17 protein-coding genes and 1 pseudogene are annotated in these 18,359 nt (G+C 31.8%); 8 read left to right on the top strand and 10 right to left on the bottom strand.

Features of this window, described 5'->3' with window-relative positions; translation table 11 throughout:
* Positions 1-196 precede the first annotated feature (196 nt).
* Positions 197-1,828 (bottom strand): nucleoside kinase, encoded by a 1,632-nt coding sequence (locus JG776_RS10160; RefSeq protein ID WP_291967191.1) that lies wholly within the window; start codon positions 1,826-1,828, stop codon positions 197-199.
* A 194-nt stretch (positions 1,829-2,022) separates the two neighbouring features.
* Here JG776_RS10160 and JG776_RS10165 point away from each other — a divergent pair, with 194 nt between their 5' ends.
* Complete coding sequence (locus JG776_RS10165) at positions 2,023-3,936, top strand: carboxypeptidase regulatory-like domain-containing protein (protein ID WP_291967160.1); 1,914 nt, start codon at positions 2,023-2,025, stop codon at positions 3,934-3,936.
* 338 nt (positions 3,937-4,274) lie between these two features.
* On the opposite strand, the pseudogene gltX reads toward JG776_RS10165, so the two are convergent.
* Both gltX and JG776_RS10180 read right to left on the bottom strand, forming a co-directional pair.
* Positions 4,275-5,731, bottom strand: a pseudogene (gltX, locus tag JG776_RS10170) (glutamate--tRNA ligase).
* Positions 5,732-6,811 carry an SMI1/KNR4 family protein gene (locus JG776_RS10180; RefSeq protein WP_291967166.1) on the bottom strand — a complete coding sequence of 360 codons (1,080 nt, stop codon included), beginning with the start codon at positions 6,809-6,811 and terminating at the stop codon, positions 5,732-5,734.
* Positions 6,812-6,963: 152 nt separating this feature from the next.
* Between JG776_RS10180 and JG776_RS10185 the strand changes: the two genes are divergently transcribed.
* From JG776_RS10185 to fba, 3 genes are all read left to right on the top strand, one after another.
* The gene (locus JG776_RS10185) at positions 6,964-7,659 is read left to right on the top strand and encodes a DUF421 domain-containing protein (RefSeq protein ID WP_291967192.1); all 696 of its coding nucleotides are present in this window, start codon (positions 6,964-6,966) and stop codon (positions 7,657-7,659) included.
* Positions 7,637-8,041: a DUF4363 family protein gene (locus JG776_RS10190; RefSeq protein ID WP_291967168.1), complete on the top strand. Its 405-nt coding sequence runs from the start codon at positions 7,637-7,639 to the stop codon at positions 8,039-8,041. Before JG776_RS10185 ends, JG776_RS10190 begins: the two co-directional genes overlap by 23 nt.
* Before the next feature lie 105 nt (positions 8,042-8,146).
* Positions 8,147-9,076 carry a class II fructose-1,6-bisphosphate aldolase gene (gene fba, locus JG776_RS10195; protein ID WP_073248307.1) on the top strand — a complete coding sequence of 310 codons (930 nt, stop codon included), beginning with the start codon at positions 8,147-8,149 and terminating at the stop codon, positions 9,074-9,076.
* Positions 9,077-9,188: 112 nt separating this feature from the next.
* Here fba and JG776_RS10200 read toward each other — a convergent pair whose 3' ends face one another.
* The gene (locus JG776_RS10200) at positions 9,189-9,977 is read right to left on the bottom strand and encodes a collagen binding domain-containing protein (protein WP_291967171.1); all 789 of its coding nucleotides are present in this window, start codon (positions 9,975-9,977) and stop codon (positions 9,189-9,191) included.
* A 91-nt stretch (positions 9,978-10,068) separates the two neighbouring features.
* On the opposite strand from JG776_RS10200, the gene JG776_RS10205 reads away from it, so the two are divergent.
* Both JG776_RS10205 and JG776_RS10210 read left to right on the top strand, forming a co-directional pair.
* A complete protein-coding gene (locus JG776_RS10205) occupies positions 10,069-10,461 on the top strand; it encodes a hypothetical protein (protein WP_291967173.1) in 393 nt (130 codons plus the stop codon).
* Between the two features lie 11 nt (positions 10,462-10,472).
* Complete coding sequence (locus tag JG776_RS10210) at positions 10,473-11,342, top strand: collagen binding domain-containing protein (RefSeq protein ID WP_291967175.1); 870 nt, start codon at positions 10,473-10,475, stop codon at positions 11,340-11,342.
* A 28-nt stretch (positions 11,343-11,370) separates the two neighbouring features.
* Here JG776_RS10210 and JG776_RS10215 read toward each other — a convergent pair whose 3' ends face one another.
* The 4 genes from JG776_RS10215 to JG776_RS10230 form a co-directional block, all read right to left on the bottom strand.
* The gene (locus tag JG776_RS10215) at positions 11,371-12,732 is read right to left on the bottom strand and encodes an LCP family protein (protein ID WP_291967176.1); all 1,362 of its coding nucleotides are present in this window, start codon (positions 12,730-12,732) and stop codon (positions 11,371-11,373) included.
* 191 nt (positions 12,733-12,923) lie between these two features.
* Entirely contained in the window at positions 12,924-14,462 is a 1,539-nt protein-coding gene (locus tag JG776_RS10220) for an alpha-amylase family glycosyl hydrolase (RefSeq protein WP_291967178.1), read from the bottom strand.
* Positions 14,459-14,956 carry a hypothetical protein gene (locus JG776_RS10225; RefSeq protein ID WP_291967180.1) on the bottom strand — a complete coding sequence of 166 codons (498 nt, stop codon included), beginning with the start codon at positions 14,954-14,956 and terminating at the stop codon, positions 14,459-14,461. Before JG776_RS10225 ends, JG776_RS10220 begins: the two co-directional genes overlap by 4 nt.
* 4 nt (positions 14,957-14,960) lie before the next feature.
* On the bottom strand, positions 14,961-15,449 hold the full coding sequence (locus JG776_RS10230) for a hypothetical protein (protein ID WP_291967182.1): 489 nt from the start codon (positions 15,447-15,449) through the stop codon (positions 14,961-14,963).
* Between the two features lie 94 nt (positions 15,450-15,543).
* Here JG776_RS10230 and JG776_RS10235 point away from each other — a divergent pair, with 94 nt between their 5' ends.
* Positions 15,544-16,071, top strand: coding sequence for a class IV adenylate cyclase (locus tag JG776_RS10235; protein ID WP_291967183.1), 528 nt, complete (start codon positions 15,544-15,546; stop codon positions 16,069-16,071).
* A 146-nt stretch (positions 16,072-16,217) separates the two neighbouring features.
* Here JG776_RS10235 and JG776_RS10240 read toward each other — a convergent pair whose 3' ends face one another.
* Both JG776_RS10240 and JG776_RS10245 read right to left on the bottom strand, forming a co-directional pair.
* Positions 16,218-17,123, bottom strand: coding sequence for an AEC family transporter (locus JG776_RS10240; protein WP_291967185.1), 906 nt, complete (start codon positions 17,121-17,123; stop codon positions 16,218-16,220).
* Positions 17,120-17,542, bottom strand: a complete 423-nt coding sequence (locus JG776_RS10245; RefSeq protein WP_291967187.1) for a thioesterase family protein — start codon at positions 17,540-17,542, stop codon at positions 17,120-17,122. The genes JG776_RS10240 and JG776_RS10245 overlap by 4 nt, the downstream gene beginning before the upstream one ends.
* A 129-nt stretch (positions 17,543-17,671) precedes the next feature.
* Between JG776_RS10245 and JG776_RS10250 the strand changes: the two genes are divergently transcribed.
* Entirely contained in the window at positions 17,672-18,109 is a 438-nt protein-coding gene (locus JG776_RS10250; protein WP_291967189.1) for a DUF2202 domain-containing protein, read from the top strand.
* Positions 18,110-18,359: the final 250 nt, after the last annotated feature.

Genomic DNA, 18,359 nt, shown 5'->3' on the forward strand with positions numbered 1-18,359 from the left:
AAAAAGTCCGTAATTCGGCACAGGACGTGCCGAGCCGAGCGGCCATCAGGACGATGGCATCGCGAGGGTAGGACTTTTTCAAACAAAGAAAAGCTTAGAGTTGCTTAGCGAAATGAACGAATGCCTAAGAAATCCTTCATGGGGCTAATCAATATATAACTTTTTAAAAAGACTGAAGGGCCTTATCCCTTTTTTATTATTCGAAACAGCTTCCGCCTATAAATTCCTTTATTATAGAATTCTTTGGAATTATATCCTCATCCTCAACTGATATAAAATATTGCAGGAAGGATAGAAGCCTTTTTGCTTCAATGTAGGCTGGGCTATCCTTTTTAATCTCAAGAAGAAGAGGCTCTGCATACTTTTTAAGTATGCTCATTTCATATACAAGGGTTGAATTAAACATTACATCTGCATCCTCTTGGAATGGGAAAATGTTTTTCTCTTCTCCTCTTCTTACACTTGGCCAAGACAGGATAGTAGCCTCTGCATTTCTTCCCCTTGAACGATTGTCCCTTACAATTCTTCTAAGCAGCCTCACATCAGTTGTGGGTATTCTATTATGATTATCAATATTTAATTGAGTTAAGGCACTTATATATATTTTAAACTTATTTTCCCTTGGGATTGCATTTGTTAGCATTTCATTTAGTCCGTGTATTCCTTCAATTACCAGAATGGAATTGGGTTCCATTTTGTATTTGTGTCCCTTCCATTCCCTTTTGCCTTCTATAAAATTAAAGGTTGGAATCTCTACTTCTTGACCATCTAAAAGTAATGCAAGGTGCTTATTAAATAGCTCTAAGTCAAGTGCATATATTGACTCAAAATCATATTCTCCATTTTCATCAAGGGGAGTTTTTTCCCTATCTACAAAATAATCATCTAATGATATCGGATGAGGCTTTAATCCTAAAACCCTCAGTTGAATAGACAGCCTCTTTGAAAAGGTTGTTTTACCTGAAGAAGACGGCCCTGCAATTAATACAATCTTTACCTTATCCTTGTTTTCATAAATTTTATCTGCAATTTGGGCAATCTTTTTCTCGTGAAATCCCTCTGCAACTAATATTAGTTCATTCATCTCCTTGTTTACAACCTTGTCGTTTAATGCACCAACATCTGCAACATCAAGTATCTTTGCCCATTCCTCTGTCTCTTTAAAAACCTTTGCAAGTTTAGGCACATCTCTAAACTTAATTAGTTTTGTTGGATCATTTTCCTGAGGATAAAGAAGCAAAAATCCTGGATCGTGGAACTTCAAATCAAATAGTTTTAAATATCCTGTTGAAGGCACCATTGGCCCATAGAAGTAGTCATAAAGATATCCACATCTGTATAAATTTATATATGGAAGATTTACATATTTTAAAAGTCTTAATTTATCCTTCATTCCATAGCTTTGGAATATCTTTAGTGCCTCCTCCTTTTTAACCTTTATTTTTTCAATTAGTTCATCCGAATCTATAATCTCCTGCATTCTCTTTTTTATAAGTTCTATATCCTTCTCCTCTATCTTTCTTTCATAGTGTATCTCTCCATATAGAGCTTTATTTAAGGAATGCTCTATAGTAACCTCAGCACCTGAAAATAGATCCTCGACAGCCTTTATAAAAACAAATGTTAAACTCCTAAGATATGTCTTAACTCCAAAGGGACTTTTTAGCGTTATTGGAAGAACTTCAACATCATAGTGAATCTTTTTAGTTAGCTCTTCAATTTCTCCATCTACCATTGCAACAACAGGATCCTTAAGATCTTTTCCTGTCTTTAATATATCAAGTAAACTGCTTCCTACATTTGCCTTTAATATTTCTCCAGTATCCATCCTCTTTACTGTAATTAGTTTTTCCATAGTTATCCCCCTTTTATAGAGTGTAGTTTATTATATGCAGTAATTCGTTAAATGTTACATATATAATTTATTATATTTTACTTAATTATTTTAATTTTTTCTACTTTAGTTTATCAAAAATTATAGACTCAACATATATTATATTGAAAAGATAAGGGGGGGATAATATGAAAACCTTTGCTGTATATACAGCTAATTTAAACTCATCCAGCGTAACTTGTATTGACACAACCACTGATAAAGTTATCGCTAATATACCTGTTGGAAGTAACCCCTATGATGTAGTAGCAACCCACGACGGCAGATATGTATTTTCTTTAAACTCTGGTGACGGAACTGTAAGTATGATTAACACAGCAACAAATACTGTAGTATCGACAATAACAGTCGGACAATTTCCTATGTCTGGAGTAATAAGCCAAGATGACTCATTCCTTTATGTAGCCTGTCGTGACAGTGAGTATATTGCTGTTGTAAATATCTTATCTCAAACTTTAGTTACTACAATACCTCTTAACTTTAAGCCTGTTAGAATGGTTATAACACCAGATGGCAAATATATATTTGTACAGTGTATAAATGCCTTTAATGTACCAGTAATTGATACAGAAACTCTGTCTATTATAAAAAGAATTACTCTTCCTACTTCTTTGACCTATACACCAACCGACCTTTTAATGAGTAAAGATGGAAAATATGTATACTTTGTAAGTTACCAAAGACCTTTTATAGGAATGATATCCGTTGAAAATCTTGAACTTTTAACACCATATATAACCTTCACATCAGGAGTATTTAATCCAACATCAATATGTACCTCTAAAGATGGAAAATATGTATTCGTTGCAGGTTTAAGCAGAACAACTGGTATGATTATGCAGCTATCTACAACACCTCCTCTTAGAATAATAAAAACCAAATTCTTATTTGCTGTACCCTATAAATGTGAAGCAACTCCAGATTCTAAAAAACTTATTACACTTAACTCAACTTCAGGTAGTATAACAATATTTGATATAAACAATCTTGATAGTAATAAAACAGTATATTTAGGAGGTTCTTTAACCGATATTGAAATAAGACCAGAATCTAAAATTGCCTACGTTACAAACCAAATTTTAAATATAGCAATAAGAGTTGACCTTGAACACGCAAATCCAGTATCTGCACTTCCAACAGGAAACTATCCTATTTCGCTGCACGGTACTTTAATAGAAGTTCCAACACCTTCCTCACTGCTTCTATGTAGAGCATTAAAAGCAGAAACAAATGACATAGAACTTACCAAAAATGCAAGTATTAATGTAACCGTAACACCTACCCTTGACCAAAGTCCTGAAGCTATAATATATGGAAATATCACTGCCCCAGACAACAATCCTATTGTTAGTGCTTCAGTAAAGGTTCTTACCACCGATGGATATACAATTTATCACGACATAACCGATAGCAAAGGATTCTTTACAGGAAGACTTCCTGCGGGGGAATATACCTTAATAGTTGTGTCTCCAGACTACAATTTATCCTATGTTGGGGATTTTATATTAGAAGGCGGAGAACAGAAAAATTTAAGCCTACTATTAAATGACAATATAGTATCTAAGCTTGGTGTAATATTTGGAGAAGCTTTAGGAAGTACACTTGAAGGAATAGTAAATGGTGGTGCAAATCTTTATAGAAATGAAGATGGAACAGATAGATTATATGTTCACAGTTTCACAAGTATAAACGGCAGATATAGGATAGCATATTTACCTCAGGGAATATACACCTTAAGAATTGCAGCTAATGGCTATCTCCCACAGGATTCGCTTGTAGTAATCGATAAAGACTATATGGTTATATCTTCAACTAACAAACTTTCAAAGGATCCTACAAATCCTCAGGGCAAAATATCAGGTACAGTTGTGTATAACGGTATACCTGTTGATAAATGCCTTGTTGAATTATATAGACGTGAAGGAGATATGAAATATATTGTTGCAATAGCTGAAACAAAATCCGATGGTTACTTTGAATTTGAAAGCCTTTCTGCTGGAACTTACTTTATAGAGACATTTAAGCTAATTCCTCAAAACTAATTATTTTTTAAAATTAGTATGAGGACTTCTAAATGCTCATACAGTTTGTTGACAAACCTGTTTGTTAGCTACAGTATGAAAAAGCCCCATGAAAGGATTTTAATGGGCTCTTTCATGAGCTTTAGCAATTCTTAGCTTTTCGACTTTGAAAAAAGTCCGTAATTCGGCACAGGACGTGCCGAGCCGAGCGACCATCAGGAGGATGGCATCGCGAGGGTAGGACTTTTCAAACAAAGAAAAGCTTAGAATTGATTAGCGAAATGAACGAATGCCCAAGAAATCCTTCATGGGGCTTATAACTTTTTCAACAGCCATATGAGCACCTCTAAGTACTCCTACTACTCTATATCTTTTTTACATTTTTGTAATCTATACAGTGTCTCCTCTTTTCCTATAATCTCAAATACATCAAATAGAGGTGGTGATACCTTTGAGCCTGTTACTGCAATTCTAAGAAGCATAAAGAGTATTTTAGTCTTTGTGTTTATTTCATCACAAAGTCTTCTCATCTCTTCCTCTAAATATACCTTATCCCAGTTTTGTATCTTTTCTAAGTGTTTTATTGACTCATCTAAAAGCCTTATTATTTCATCTCTATCTATTTTTTTAATTGATTCTATTATAAAATCTAAGGAATACTCCATTGGACTTTCATAAAACATCCTAAAGGCATCCTTTGCTTCATCAAGCCTCTTTAATCTTTCCTGTTCAACTTCAACTATTCTCTTTAATTTTTTATAATCATCCTCTGTCTTCTTAAAATAGTCTTGTCCTTCAACAAAGGGTAAAATAAGCTCATATAATTCCTCTACACTCTTTTTTCTGATGTAGTGGCCATTGTACCATTCAAGTTTTTTAAAATCAAATACAACATTAGAGTTGTTTATATTGTCTAAACTAAACTTATCTATCATCTCATCTATGTTCAAAAACTCTTGGCCATCCTTTGGATTCCACCCTAAAAGCACTATAAAGTTCAATACTGCTTCCTTCAAATAGCCCATATCCCTATATTCGCCAATATAAAGTGCACCATCCCTTTTTGAAATCTTACTTCTATCTTCATTTAGTAAAAGTGGAAAATGCACATATTGTGGAATCTTAGCAGAAAGTGCCTCTAAAATTAACACTTGGCAGAAGGTATTGGGTATGTGTTCTTGGCTTCTTAAAACATGGGATATTTTCATTAAATAGTCATCTATTGCTGTTGCAAAGTTATATGTTGGAACTCCATCAGATTTTCTTATGACAAAATCCCCCATTAGATTTCCATCCCACTTAAGTTCTCCCCTTACTGCATCATTGAAGGTTATTATTTTATTAGGAACTTTAAATCTTACAACAGGTTTTAATCCTTTATTTAGTTTGTCCTCTATCTCTTCCTTTGTTAAATTTCTACATCTACCTGAATATTTTGGCGGAAGTTTTTGTTCAATCTGTCTTTTTCTTTCCTCCTCAAGCTCCTCCTCACTACAAAAGCAAAAGTACGCATATCCTTCATCTATCAATTTTTGTATGTACTTATCATAAATATGTAGTCTTTCTGACTGCCTATAGGGGCCATAGGGTCCCCCTACATCTGGCCCTTCATCCCAGTTTATTCCGAGCCATCTTAAACCTTCAAATATACCTTCTTCAGATTCCTTAGAATTTCTTTTCATATCGGTATCATCTATTCTTAAAATAAACTTACCATTATTTTTTTTGCAAAAAGATAATTATAAAGTGCATTTCTTGCAGTACCAACGTGGCAGTTTCCAGTTGGACTTGGTGCAATTCTAACCCTAACCTCCATCTATAACACCTTCCTATTTAAATTTTTAATATCATTTTCTATTATTTTTGATAAATAAGAATCCCCTGAAACCTTTGTAACCTTTAGAGCTAAATTTAATATTTCCTCCTTATCTGCACTACTACAGTAGAGTGCATTTGCACATTCCTCTAAAGCCTGTTTATATTTACCTCTACTAAAATATTCCTCAGCCATAATTTTTCTAAGCTTATCATCATAGGGGTCTATCCCCCTCATCAATCTTCCCTCTAATAAATCATCATAATCATACATATCCTCAATAAAAAGAGCCACTTCTCTATGGGCATCCTCTGGAATATCTATAAAATCCTCCTGCCAATAGCTGTATCCTGTTAGGCACAAGGATTTTTTAAGCGATTTTTTTAAATATGTATAACCATCCATCTTACCTGAAAAAATAAGGTGTCTCCCAAGTATATAATATGGTGCAAAATAAGTACTGCAGGCCTTTATAGCCATATTTATATAGCTAACTCCCTTTTTAAAATCTCCATTTTCAAGACAATATTTGCCAAGATAACATAGGCTCTGTACTGCTTTTTTATCTCTATTCACCATAAGCCTATGATAATCTATTTCAGACTTGTATTGTTTTATTTCGTTAAAATCAAAACCATAATCCTTTGATAAAATCAAACATCTTTCAATGCACTCCTTTGAGGCATTTATATTCTCCTCAAAGGAATATTCATCAACACCATTAATCGATGCAAAATAATCATCCAGCATACATCTATATAAAAATGACTCAAAATTTGAAGATAATATAACAAAATTAGAAGTTTCGTGAAGGTATAGCCCTATAAAATAATCATTAACCTCAGGGCCATATTTATAAAAGCAGTATAAATCTCCATTACTTATATCCCCAAAAGGAATTAATCTAAAATCCATCTTACCAGGAATCCTTAAAATATTTGCAGATATATTTTCTGGATATTCAAATCTACAACTGCCAAACTGAATATCTCCACCATATCTATATATAAATTGTTTATATTCCTTAGGTAAAAAATACCCATACTTCATTTCAAATTTTTCTAATCTTCCTTTTGCCATACCTTAGTTCCTTTCTTTAAAATGTACTAATTAAATTATATTAATAATCCTAATAATTTACAAGCAAATTGCAAACAATTCTAAATAGTTAAAATTGAATTATACAGGTTTAAAATATAATTTTATTCAAATAATACAACATAGGAGGTAAAATTATGGTTGTATTTGTTCGAACAATAATTTTATATATATTTGTCACCCTTGCAATGCGTCTTATGGGTAAAAGACAAATAGGTGAGCTTCAGCCCTTTGAACTTGTAGTTGCACTAATGCTTTCAGAACTTGCAACACTCCCTATGCAGGATACGGCTATACCTTTGATTCACGGAATAATTCCTATTTTAACCTTAATGACACTTGAAATACTAATATCCTTTTTAACCTTAAAAGTTGAATTTTTAAGAAAGGTCTTTTGCGGAACCCCTGATATTTTAATAAAACACGGAAAAGTATCTGAAGAAGAGTTGAGAAGGCAACGCTTTAATTTAGATGACTTGATTGAAGAACTTAGAATGATGGGATACCTTGACATTGCAGACATTGAATATGCAATACTTGAAACCAGTGGAAAACTCAGCATAATCCCTAAAGCAGAAAAATCACCTGCAACAAGAGAAGATTTAAACTTAAATCCCCAATCTGTAAAGTTACCCGTTAGTATCATACTTGATGGGGTTTTAAATAAAAAGAATCTATCTATAACTGGTCACGACCTTAATTGGCTTATGGAAAATTTAAAAAGTAAGGGTATTGAAGATATTAAGGATGTATTTATAGCTATGATAGATTCTAAAGGAAATCTTTTTATTCAAAGGAGGGAAAAGGATGAAGAAAAGATTAAAAAGTAATATAAAGACATCCCTAATTATCCTCCTTCTTTTTACATCTATTATTTCTATAGGATTATTGGTAAATAATTTTTTAAATAATACAACATATTCTTTATTAAATTCAATATATGTTATACAATTAAATATAGAAAGCGATAATTGGGATGTATCATATAACGAAATTGTGAAACTTAAATCTGAATGGCAAAAAAACGAAAGAGTTTGGAGTGCTTTAATTCACCACGACGAAATAGATAAAATATCTGAAAATATGGAACTTCTTATAGAATATATAAAGGCAAAGGACAAAACTAATTCATTAAGCCACATTGCTGTATTAAGAAAATATATAGAACATATACCTGAATTGGATAAATTAAACCTACAAAATATTTTTTAAAAAAATTATTTGCTTACGCCTAAAAATATACTATAATATACATAGTGCCTATTTGTCCCATAGGGACTATTTATGTCCCATAATACATATAAAGGAGGATTTACAATGCCACTTGTTACAACTAAAGAAATGTTTAAAAAAGCCTATGAAGGCGGATATGCAATTGGTGCTTTTAACATCAACAACCTTGAAATACTTCAAGGTGTTGTAAAGGGTGCAAAGGCTAAAAATTCACCAGTTATACTTCAATGCTCAACTGGTGCACTTAAATATGCAGGCCCAAAATATCTAAGAGCTATGGTTGAAGCTGCTGCTGAAGAAACAGGAATTGATATAGCACTTCACCTTGACCACGGTCCAGATTTAGATGCTGTAAAACTTGCAATAGCAAGTGGATTTACTTCAGTTATGTTTGATGGTTCACACTATGATTTTGAAGAAAACATAAGAAAGACTAAGGAAGTTGTTGAATATGCACACGCACACGGTGTTGTTGTTGAAGCTGAGCTTGGTGTGCTTGCTGGAGTAGAAGATGACGTTGTTGCTGCTGAGCACGTTTACACTGACCCAGACCAAGCTGTTGAATTCGTTGAAAGAACTGGATGTGACTCCCTTGCAATAGCTATTGGTACATCCCACGGTGCCTTCAAGTTCCCACCAGATTATGAACCACAACTAAGATTTGATATACTCGAAGAAATACAAAGAAAGCTTCCAAACTTCCCAATAGTTCTTCACGGTGCATCAGCAGTTGATCCAGAAACTGTTGAAATGTGCAACAAGTTTGGTGGAAACATTGCAAACGCTAAGGGAATTCCAGTTGAAATGCTAAGAAAGGCTGCTTCAATGGCTGTATGTAAGATAAATATGGATACAGATTTAAGACTTGCTATGACAGCAGCAATAAGAAAGGTATTTGCAGAAAACCCAGCTGAATTTGACCCAAGAAAGTACCTTGGTGCTGGTAGAGATGCTATACAAAAAGTTGTTGAATACAAGATTGAAAACGTTCTTGGTTCAGCAAATAGACTATAATTTAAAGCAGACCTATATGGTCTGCTTTAGTTTTTTGAAAAAGTTGTATATTGATTAGCCCCATGAAGGATTTCTTGGGGCTTTTTCAGATTTTAACTAACAATTAGGTTTGTTAACAATCTGAATTTCTATTATTTTTAGCATAAGAAACTATTGAGTATTCCCCTCTTTCAACATTATAAAAGAGGTACTCCCCTTGTGAGTTTGTTCTTGTAAATTTTATAAACCTTCCATCCTTTGTTTGAAGTACAACAAGTGCATCCTTAACTCTATTGCCTTCATTATCTACTATAACACCACTTATTGTGCCATAAATCATATTAGGTTTAATTTGAGGATATACAATTAATGAATTAAGTCCAGGTCTTAAGCATATTCTTTCTTTATAGTAAAACATATTGTTTTCTGCCTTAATTATATATGTTCCACTTGCAACCTTGTCAATTAAAAACATACCATTCTTATCTGTAACAGTTCTTTCACATAGTGTAAGTATTCCATAATAACAGGAATATATTTCTACTTGGCACATATCAACTGGTTTGTTATTAAAAACTACTCTCCCAACCAAAATAGATAATACATTTTCAAGCTTATTTAAAATTATTGTTAAGTTTATTTTTTGTTCATCAAATAAAAATATATGCTGAAAGTCTGATGTAGAATACCCTTCACAGGTTGCAAATATCTTATAGCAATTCTTATTATTAAAAATAAATAATTTAAAATTTCCATATCTATCAGTAATTGTATGTTCAATTGGATTCGAAAACACATCTAAAACCTTAACACAGGCACCACATATACCATTCCCCTTTGAATTGATAACTCTTCCTTCTATAATTTTTATAGCATTTTTTCTATCTTCTATCCTCCCATCAATTCTAATCTCATTATCCATAAAATCACCACCAATACCACCTACTACATATTATTCACAACATACTTTTTTTGTCATATTATATTACAGGAAAGAAAAAGGAGTATTTTCTATGCCAATTGATATTAGAAAGGTAATGATGTACTTTGAAGAAAAATTCAACTTAATATACAGTAAACTTGATACTTTAAACAACTCTTTTTGTGTATGTGAAACTGTTACTAAAAGTATTACAAGGGAAGAAGCAATTATAATAAAGCCTAATACTCAAAATATTATAATTAAGGATATAATTGTCTCATCTATATTTGATGATAACCCTATGTGTGAAATTAAAGTAAACTTTGGGTTATCCTATGTAATACTCGTTATAACAAAGGAACAGCCAACTCTACACATAAACCTCACAAATGGAATACTACTTAAATACAATCTACCTGCTACAGCAAAGATTGAAAATGGTTGTAGCAGTGCATCCATAACCTTAATATACAAAACTCTTTAGGGGGGATATAAATGTCAAATCAAGTAAGTGACCTATATATTTTAGGTCAATCAGTTGCAAAGGAACTTACAGGTATAGGACAAGAAATTCGTATTGACCTTGATCTACAGCCAAACCCAAACATTGACTCAGGTACAATTATAGGTACTATTAAGGATGAAAACGGAAACCCAATACCTGGTGCAATAATAAAGATATTTGATGCACAGGGTAACCCAATAGCCCACACCTTTACAGATGCACAGGGTAATTATACCTTCTCTCCATTCCCTCCTGGAACACAATACTATATCTCTTCAATTGCTCCAGGATTTATATTTTCACCATTACAACTATTTGCACTTCAAGCAAGACAACAGCTTCAAATTGACATTACACTTACCTCTGACCCTAAAGCAAACCTTTCTATTATTGCAGGTGATGTATTTGCAACAACAAGTGAACCAATACAAGATGCAATAGTTCAGCTATTTAAAGTAAACCAAGACCAAACAGAAACATTAATTGGAACAACCTTTACTAACCAAACAGGACAATTCCTGTTTATGGATATAGACCAAGGAACCTATAAGATAAGAACAAGTAAATTTGGATATGTAAGCGATACTTCAACTATATTAATAGATGCAAATAGAATGATAGGTAAACTTGTTATCACACTTAACGTTGATCCTAATGCTTCAAAGGGTACTATCTCTGGTTATATTAAAGATGACAACAACCAACCAATTGAAAATGCTGTTGTTACTCTTTACAGGGTTGAAGCTGATGGTAAACTTACACCAATTAAATTTACAAGAACTAATGCTCAAGGTATGTATCTATTCTCAGACGTTCCAAACGGTAATTACAAAGTTAAGGCTAATAAATTATCTGTATAAAAAAGTGCCCAGAAATCTGGGCACTTTTTTACTGTCCATTATTTTGTTCACCTGTGCTTTGTCCCCCATTATTTTGCTGACCTATCTCTTGGTTATTTTCTGATTGGTTACCCTCCTGTTCATTTCCACCCTGATTCGATTGACTACCTTGGTCAGCATTTCCTTGTTGATCGTCTTGTTGATCGTCTTGTTGATTGTCTTGTTGATCGTCTTGCTGATTGTCTTGTTGATTGTCTTGCTCTGTTGTTGTATTTTGCTTTTCTTTATCACTACTATTTATTTCGTCTTGTTTTTTGTTATCTATATAATCATCAACATCCTGTGAATCCGTCTCATTTTTTATCTCTTCCTTTGGTATTTCCAATTTAATAACAGGGGGCTTTTTGCCTCTCTTATCAATAGGCTTGTCTTGCGAATGATAGTTGTTTACCATATAGATTGGTGTATTAGATAAAGCTCCTGATGCTGAATATAAAAACTTTTCAAGCATAATGGCATTCTTTTGAAAATCAGGTATTAAAACACTCATACCATTCACATATGTTTCCTCAAAGGTATAATCAAAGGGAACTCTTGCCTTTTCAACTGGAGTGTTTCCAAATTTGTAGGCTGTGTAGCCTATATTCATAAGTTTTGTTGTAGGTATATTTGTTTTTATATATGGAAGTACTGCCTTTGCTAACTCAGGTAGCTTAAATACACTTACACCTCTTACCTTATCTATTAAAAGCCCTAATACCTTTCTTTGCCTCTCTGTTCTTTCATAATCTCCATTACCTACTTTTCTTATTCTACAATAGGAAAGTGCCTGTTGACCGTTTAGCTTTTGATAACCTGGACCTGAAAGTAGGGTTGAGTTTTTACCATTTACCTGTTTTATATACTTATTTATCTCTGCTACTTCATAATCCTTAACCTCAACCTCTACCCCTCCAAGTGTATCAATAACATCTTGGAAGGCATTAAAATCTATGCAAATATAATATTGAACGTTAACCTGAAAATCCTCATATAAAGTTTTCATTAAAAGTTCTGGTCCACCTAATGTAAAGGCAGCGTTTATTTTATGAGGCCTGTACCCTGGTATTGGAACATACATATCCCTCATAAAGGAGGTAAGTTTTATTGTTTTATTGTTTGTATCTAATGTTGCAAGTATTATGGAGTCTGTTCTTGCAGCCTCACCCTTTTCCCTTGCATCTATTCCTATTAATAGTATATTAATAAAACCCTTTTCTTCTTCATATTCAAACTTTTGCCTTTCCTCTTTAGATGAAAAGAAACCCTTTGGAGTTGGAACGTGTATTGTATCATTTATATAGTAAAAAACACCCAAAGTCAGTCCAACTAAAATAATTATTGGAATTAATATATATTTTAGCTTCTTCATATTAACCTCCCTAATGATAAAATATACCTAATATATTATGCCATAAAAATATATAACAAACAATTGATTTATATGAATAAAATGTAAAAAATTACTTATAAAAAATATTTCTACAAAAGTCATTCATATTTTACTGTACATTAAAAGAGGTAATTTATTGCATCTACCCAACAAATTACCTCTTTTATATATTATTTATTTGTAAAAATTACATAATCATAAGGCTTAAGTTGATATTTTTGAACGCCATTTTCTGTAACTTCTACGGCATTTCCCTTTATTATTTTGTCAAATCCATTGCCATTAATTAATTGCTTATCAATTAGTACATTCTCTTCCCTTATGTTTACAATAACAAGTCTTTTCTCACCATTTTTATCCCTTATAAATGAAACAGCAAGGGGTGTTGTATCAAAGGAGACTATATCTCCATATTTCATTACATCATCACTTAATCTAAACTTAATAAAATCCCTATAGAAGTTAAGTAGTGAATTTGGATCCTTATCCTGTTCTTCTACAGATGGTGAATACTCCCCTACATTGTGTTTTATTAACTCCCACTTTGTTTGTCCTTGGCCAGTTGTTCTATACCACTTAAAGGGTTCCCTTATCTCTTCATCTGGTTTGTGTCCCTTCATTCCTATCTCTTCACCATAATATATAAATGGATTTCCTGGTAAACTTAAATAAATTGCTGCTGCTGCCTTGTTCTTTTCTACACTATCAAGTTTTGACATAACTCTATCAATATCGTGGTTTGTTAAAAATGGTGCATCTACATAGTCTTTATATTCAGATTTATATTTATCATATGTATACTTTAATCTTTGTGAAAATTTAGTAGAAAATCCTGTGTTTAATGCCTCAATTATTTTTTCTGCAATGTTGAAGTTGAAGCAGGAATCGAAGGCTGTAAAGAAGGGTGCTATCTTTGATTCTGAATCCCAAACTTCACCAACTATGTATGCATCATTTTTTAAACTTCTTACATAATTTGAAAATTCCTGCCACCAAGCAACTGTATCCTTAAACCTCTTACCATCATATATATGTAGGGCTGCATCTATTCTAAATCCATCAACACCTTTATCTATCCAAAACTTTGCTGCATCCTTTATTTCTTTTCTTACCTTTTTATTATCAAAATTCAAATCTGGCATCTCTGACCAGAAAGTAGCATAATAATAGTTTTTACTGTCCTTAGTATGCCAAGCCTTTTGTCCTATACCTGAAAGCTCTCTTAGATTTGTATCCTTATCTGACCAAATATAATAGTCCTTATACTTTCTGTCTCCCTTTAAAGCCTTTTCAAACCAAGGATGTTTGCTGCTTGTATGGTTTGGAACAAAATCTAATATTACTCTTATTCCATTTTCGTGTGCCTTATTAACTAAATTTTCAAAGTCCTCCATTGTACCAAAATCCTTGTTTATTCCCTTATAATCCGTAACATCATATCCGTGATAGCTTGGTGATGGATATATAGGATTTAGCCATATTGCATTTGCTCCTAAACTTTTTATATAGTCTATTTTTTCAGTAACTCCATTTAAGTCTCCTACTCCATCTCCATCAGAGTCATAGAAGGACCTAACAAAAATCTGGTAAACTACAAGTCCATCCTGTTTTTTTCTTGGTGCAATCGTTTGCTCTTTTTTAAAAAAGCACCCTACACTTGATAGTAGAGCAGCTAATGCTAAAAATAGTGCTAAAAATCGTTTTTTCATATTCTTTTCCCCCTGTTATATAAATTTATTAATTTTAATAATTCCTCATCAGGTGCTATATATGCTGCTTTTTTACCCTCTCTGTTATATACAAAAACATATCTGTCGTCCTTACAGTTCCAAGGTATAAACAAATTCTTCTTTGTTCCATCTAAAACTTTTATTTCACTTTCTTTACCGAAGGCTTCAAACTCCTTAACATCAATATCTAATAACGTTTTTCTTTTTTGTTTATTGTATATTGCATCTATTTGAAGGTTTCCATTTGTAAATATATATTCATATTCTGTATACTGCCTATTTCTCATATAAACCATCAAATATGTTACTATACTTAATAATATAAAAGCTATAAAAATCATAATATTAAATGTAACCAGAGTAAAAAGCAAAGCTATTGAAGAAATAAATCCAAATACATAAATTAGTGCATTAAATACTCCATAAAGACTATTTTTTTGTGTACCTAGATGTTGCTCATAGAACTTGTCCATAAAATTACCTCCCAAGTTTCGCAATCTTCGTAAATATTATATCATATAAATAAAACAATGCCTCCAAAATCAAAAATAAAAATAACGTAATAAATTTCATTTGCTTTGTAATATTTAAAAAAGTACTACCACCTATCATATATATTAAAAATAAAATTGAATTGAACCATATAAATTTAAAAACCTTTTTCTCTTTAGTGTTTAATGAAGACAATTCAATAAAATAATTTATTATTGGATAGATGCCTAAAAAGCTATATATAATCCAACACAAACTATTACATCCAAAAACATAGAGTAAAATTAAAGAATAAAAATATGCTGTAAATCCACAACTTACTCCACATTTTTTTATTGGATATGATAAAATAAAGGTTGTTATCAATATAATTATTAAGTTTAAAAATAATATATTGTTTAGCTTTTGTGAAGTTATCATTATCATAGAAGTTAGTGTTCCAACCAAAATTGATATATTTAAATCTCTCCTCATTCTATACACCCTTAAGCTAAAATTATTAAAAATATTAATAATATTTTACAATAATTTAAATAAAATTTCTACACTTTATTTTGGAGGAATTGCTATGAAGGAAATAGAGGTTAAAGTTTTAAATGTTGATTTAGAAAAAATAAAGGGAAAACTAAAATCTTTAAACGCAGAAAAGGTTAAGGAGGAAAATCAAAAAAACTATTTTTTTAGTCTGCCAAACGGAGAAAATGGCTATGTAAGAATGAGGATAATAGAAGATTTAATAGAGAGAAAAGAAAAAATTACACTTTGCATAAAAAAAATATTTAAAACTGATTTTGCAAGACAAAATATAGAACACGAATTTGAAGTATCAGATTTTAATGAATGCCTAAATTTTTTAAATGAATTAGGTATAAAGGATTATAAAAGGGAAGATAAATATAGAGAAAGTTATATGTTAAATGGTACATTAATAGAATTTGATAATTGGGATAAGAAAGTATTCCCTATCCCATATATAGAAATTGAGGCTCCAAGTATTGAAGCTTTGGAGGATATATTAAAAATTTTAGACATACCAAAGGATAAAATAACATCAAAGGGACTTTTGGAGATTAAAAAGGATATGGGATTGATTTAGCTACATATTATTAAATAAAGCGACATTTATCGTCTAAAATATAGCGATAAATGTCGCTATTATTTATATCTTAACAAAAGCCTATTTAAAAATTATATATAGATTTGCCCCACGAAGGATTTCTTAGGCATTCTTTCATTATACTTCTACTTTAGCAGTATCAAAATGGCTGGAATAGTTACTACTGATAAGATAGTTGTTAAGAAAACAACCTTTGAGGCGTATTCTGGATTTCCTCCATATTTTTCTGCCATAATAACCGTGTTTGCAGCTGCCGGCATTGCTGTTATTATAACAGGAATGCTTAAATAAAAGTCCTTTAGTCCAAATAGGTTCAAAATAAAATAAACTGTTAAAGGAATTGCAATTAATCTAATAAAGGAACCAAAATATACTGAAAATCCCTCAAAAATTGATTTTATCTTTGCATCTGCCAATGTAGAACCAATTATAATCATAGAAAGAGGAGTTGTCATTGAACCTACCATTTCCAATGTTTTAATAACAGGTGCAGGAAGGTCAATTGATAAAAGAAATATGACTAAACCTATAAAAACTGATAATATCCCTGGATTTAATATAGCCTTTCTTAAATTTTGTTTATCTCCTCTACCAGAGAATATAAAAACACCTGCTGTCCATATTAATATATTAAAGGGTATATTAAAAAGTGCCGCATAGAAAAGTCCTATTTTACCATAAATACTCTCTACAACAGGATATCCCATAAAACCACAGTTTGAAAAGACAGTTATAAACCAAAGAACCTTATATTCATCCTCATTAAACCTTTTATAAATTATACTTCCTAATAAAAGTAGCAGTATGTGTATTACCGTTGATATTAAAAATAATTTTATTCCTAAATTTAGCATATCCTTTGAAAAATTAAAATTAAAGGAGGCTATAATCATAAAGGGGAGTGTAACATTTAATAAAAGCTCTGAAAGGCTTTTATTAACCTCAGGGTTTATAAATCCCCTTTTTCTTGATATATATCCCACCACCATAATTAAAAAAAGAACGATTACTTGAGTTACTATTGTATTCATCCTTTATCCTCCAAATTACTTACTGCACTTTTTAAAAACAGTTCATATATTTCCTTATTAAATTTATTAAGTGCAATTGGTTTTAGGTTGTTATCGGTAAACCCGTGTACTGTATAACCTTCTGCTAAAAGTGTTTGACCTCTATATACTTTATATCCAAATTTGACCTTAACCCTTGAAACTTCTAAAATACTTGCTTCTATTTCAATTAAATCATCATAATAGGAGGGACTTTTATATTTTACATTCACCTCTACTACAGGAAGCATAAGTCCTATTTCCTCAAGATGTCTATAATCAAATCCTAAACTCCTTAAAAGTTCTGTTCTTCCTACATCAAACCAAACTATGTAATTGGAATGATATACAATACCCATCCTATCAGTTTCCTTATACCTTACTCTAAACTGTGTCTTCATTTTAATCACTCCCTTCAATATATAATTTATCATAGTTTATGTTAAAAAAACATAACAAAATTGATTATTAAATATAAATTTACAAAATCTTTTATGATTTTTATAATTAATCTTAAGGAGCGTGATATTATGTATGGAGCAGTAAGAGCAAAGCTTGATAAAAAAACTACATTAGAAAATATGCTAATCTATGCAATTGAAGATGAATATCTTGCAAGAACAGAATATGAACTTGCCCTAAAGGCACTTGGAGATGAAAAACCCTTTAACAGCATTATAAATTCTGAAGTTCATCATATAAATTGGCTAAAGGAGCTAATGCAAAAGTACAATGTAGAAATTCCAGAAGATAAGTCTTTAGAATATCTTAAAGAACCTACCTCTTTAGATGAGGCACTTGAATATGGAATACACGCAGAAATTGAAAACATAGATATGTATGAAAGGTTTTTATCCCTGGAAATACCAGATGATGTAAGAGGTGTGTTTAAAAAGTTAAGGGATGCATCAAAGGGCCACCTTTTAGTCATTAAAAACAGAAAAGAAACAAAACAAACAAATGCCTAATCCCTTTATCGGACTTTTTAGATAAACAAAGTGTTGCCTTTTTTAGATTGTTGACAAACCTACTTGTTAGCTGAATTTTGAAAAAGCCCCATAAAAGGATTTCAAAAGGCTCTTTCATGAGCTTTAGCAATTCTTAGCTTTTCGACTTTGAAAAAATCCGTAATTCGGCACAGGACGTGCCGAGCCGAGCGGCCATCAGGACGATGGCATCGCGAGGGTAGGACTTTTTCAAACAAAGAAAAGCTTAGAA

The organism is Caloramator sp. (genome assembly GCF_020054765.1).
GTDB lineage: Bacteria > Bacillota > Clostridia > Clostridiales > Caloramatoraceae > Thermobrachium > Thermobrachium proteoclasticum.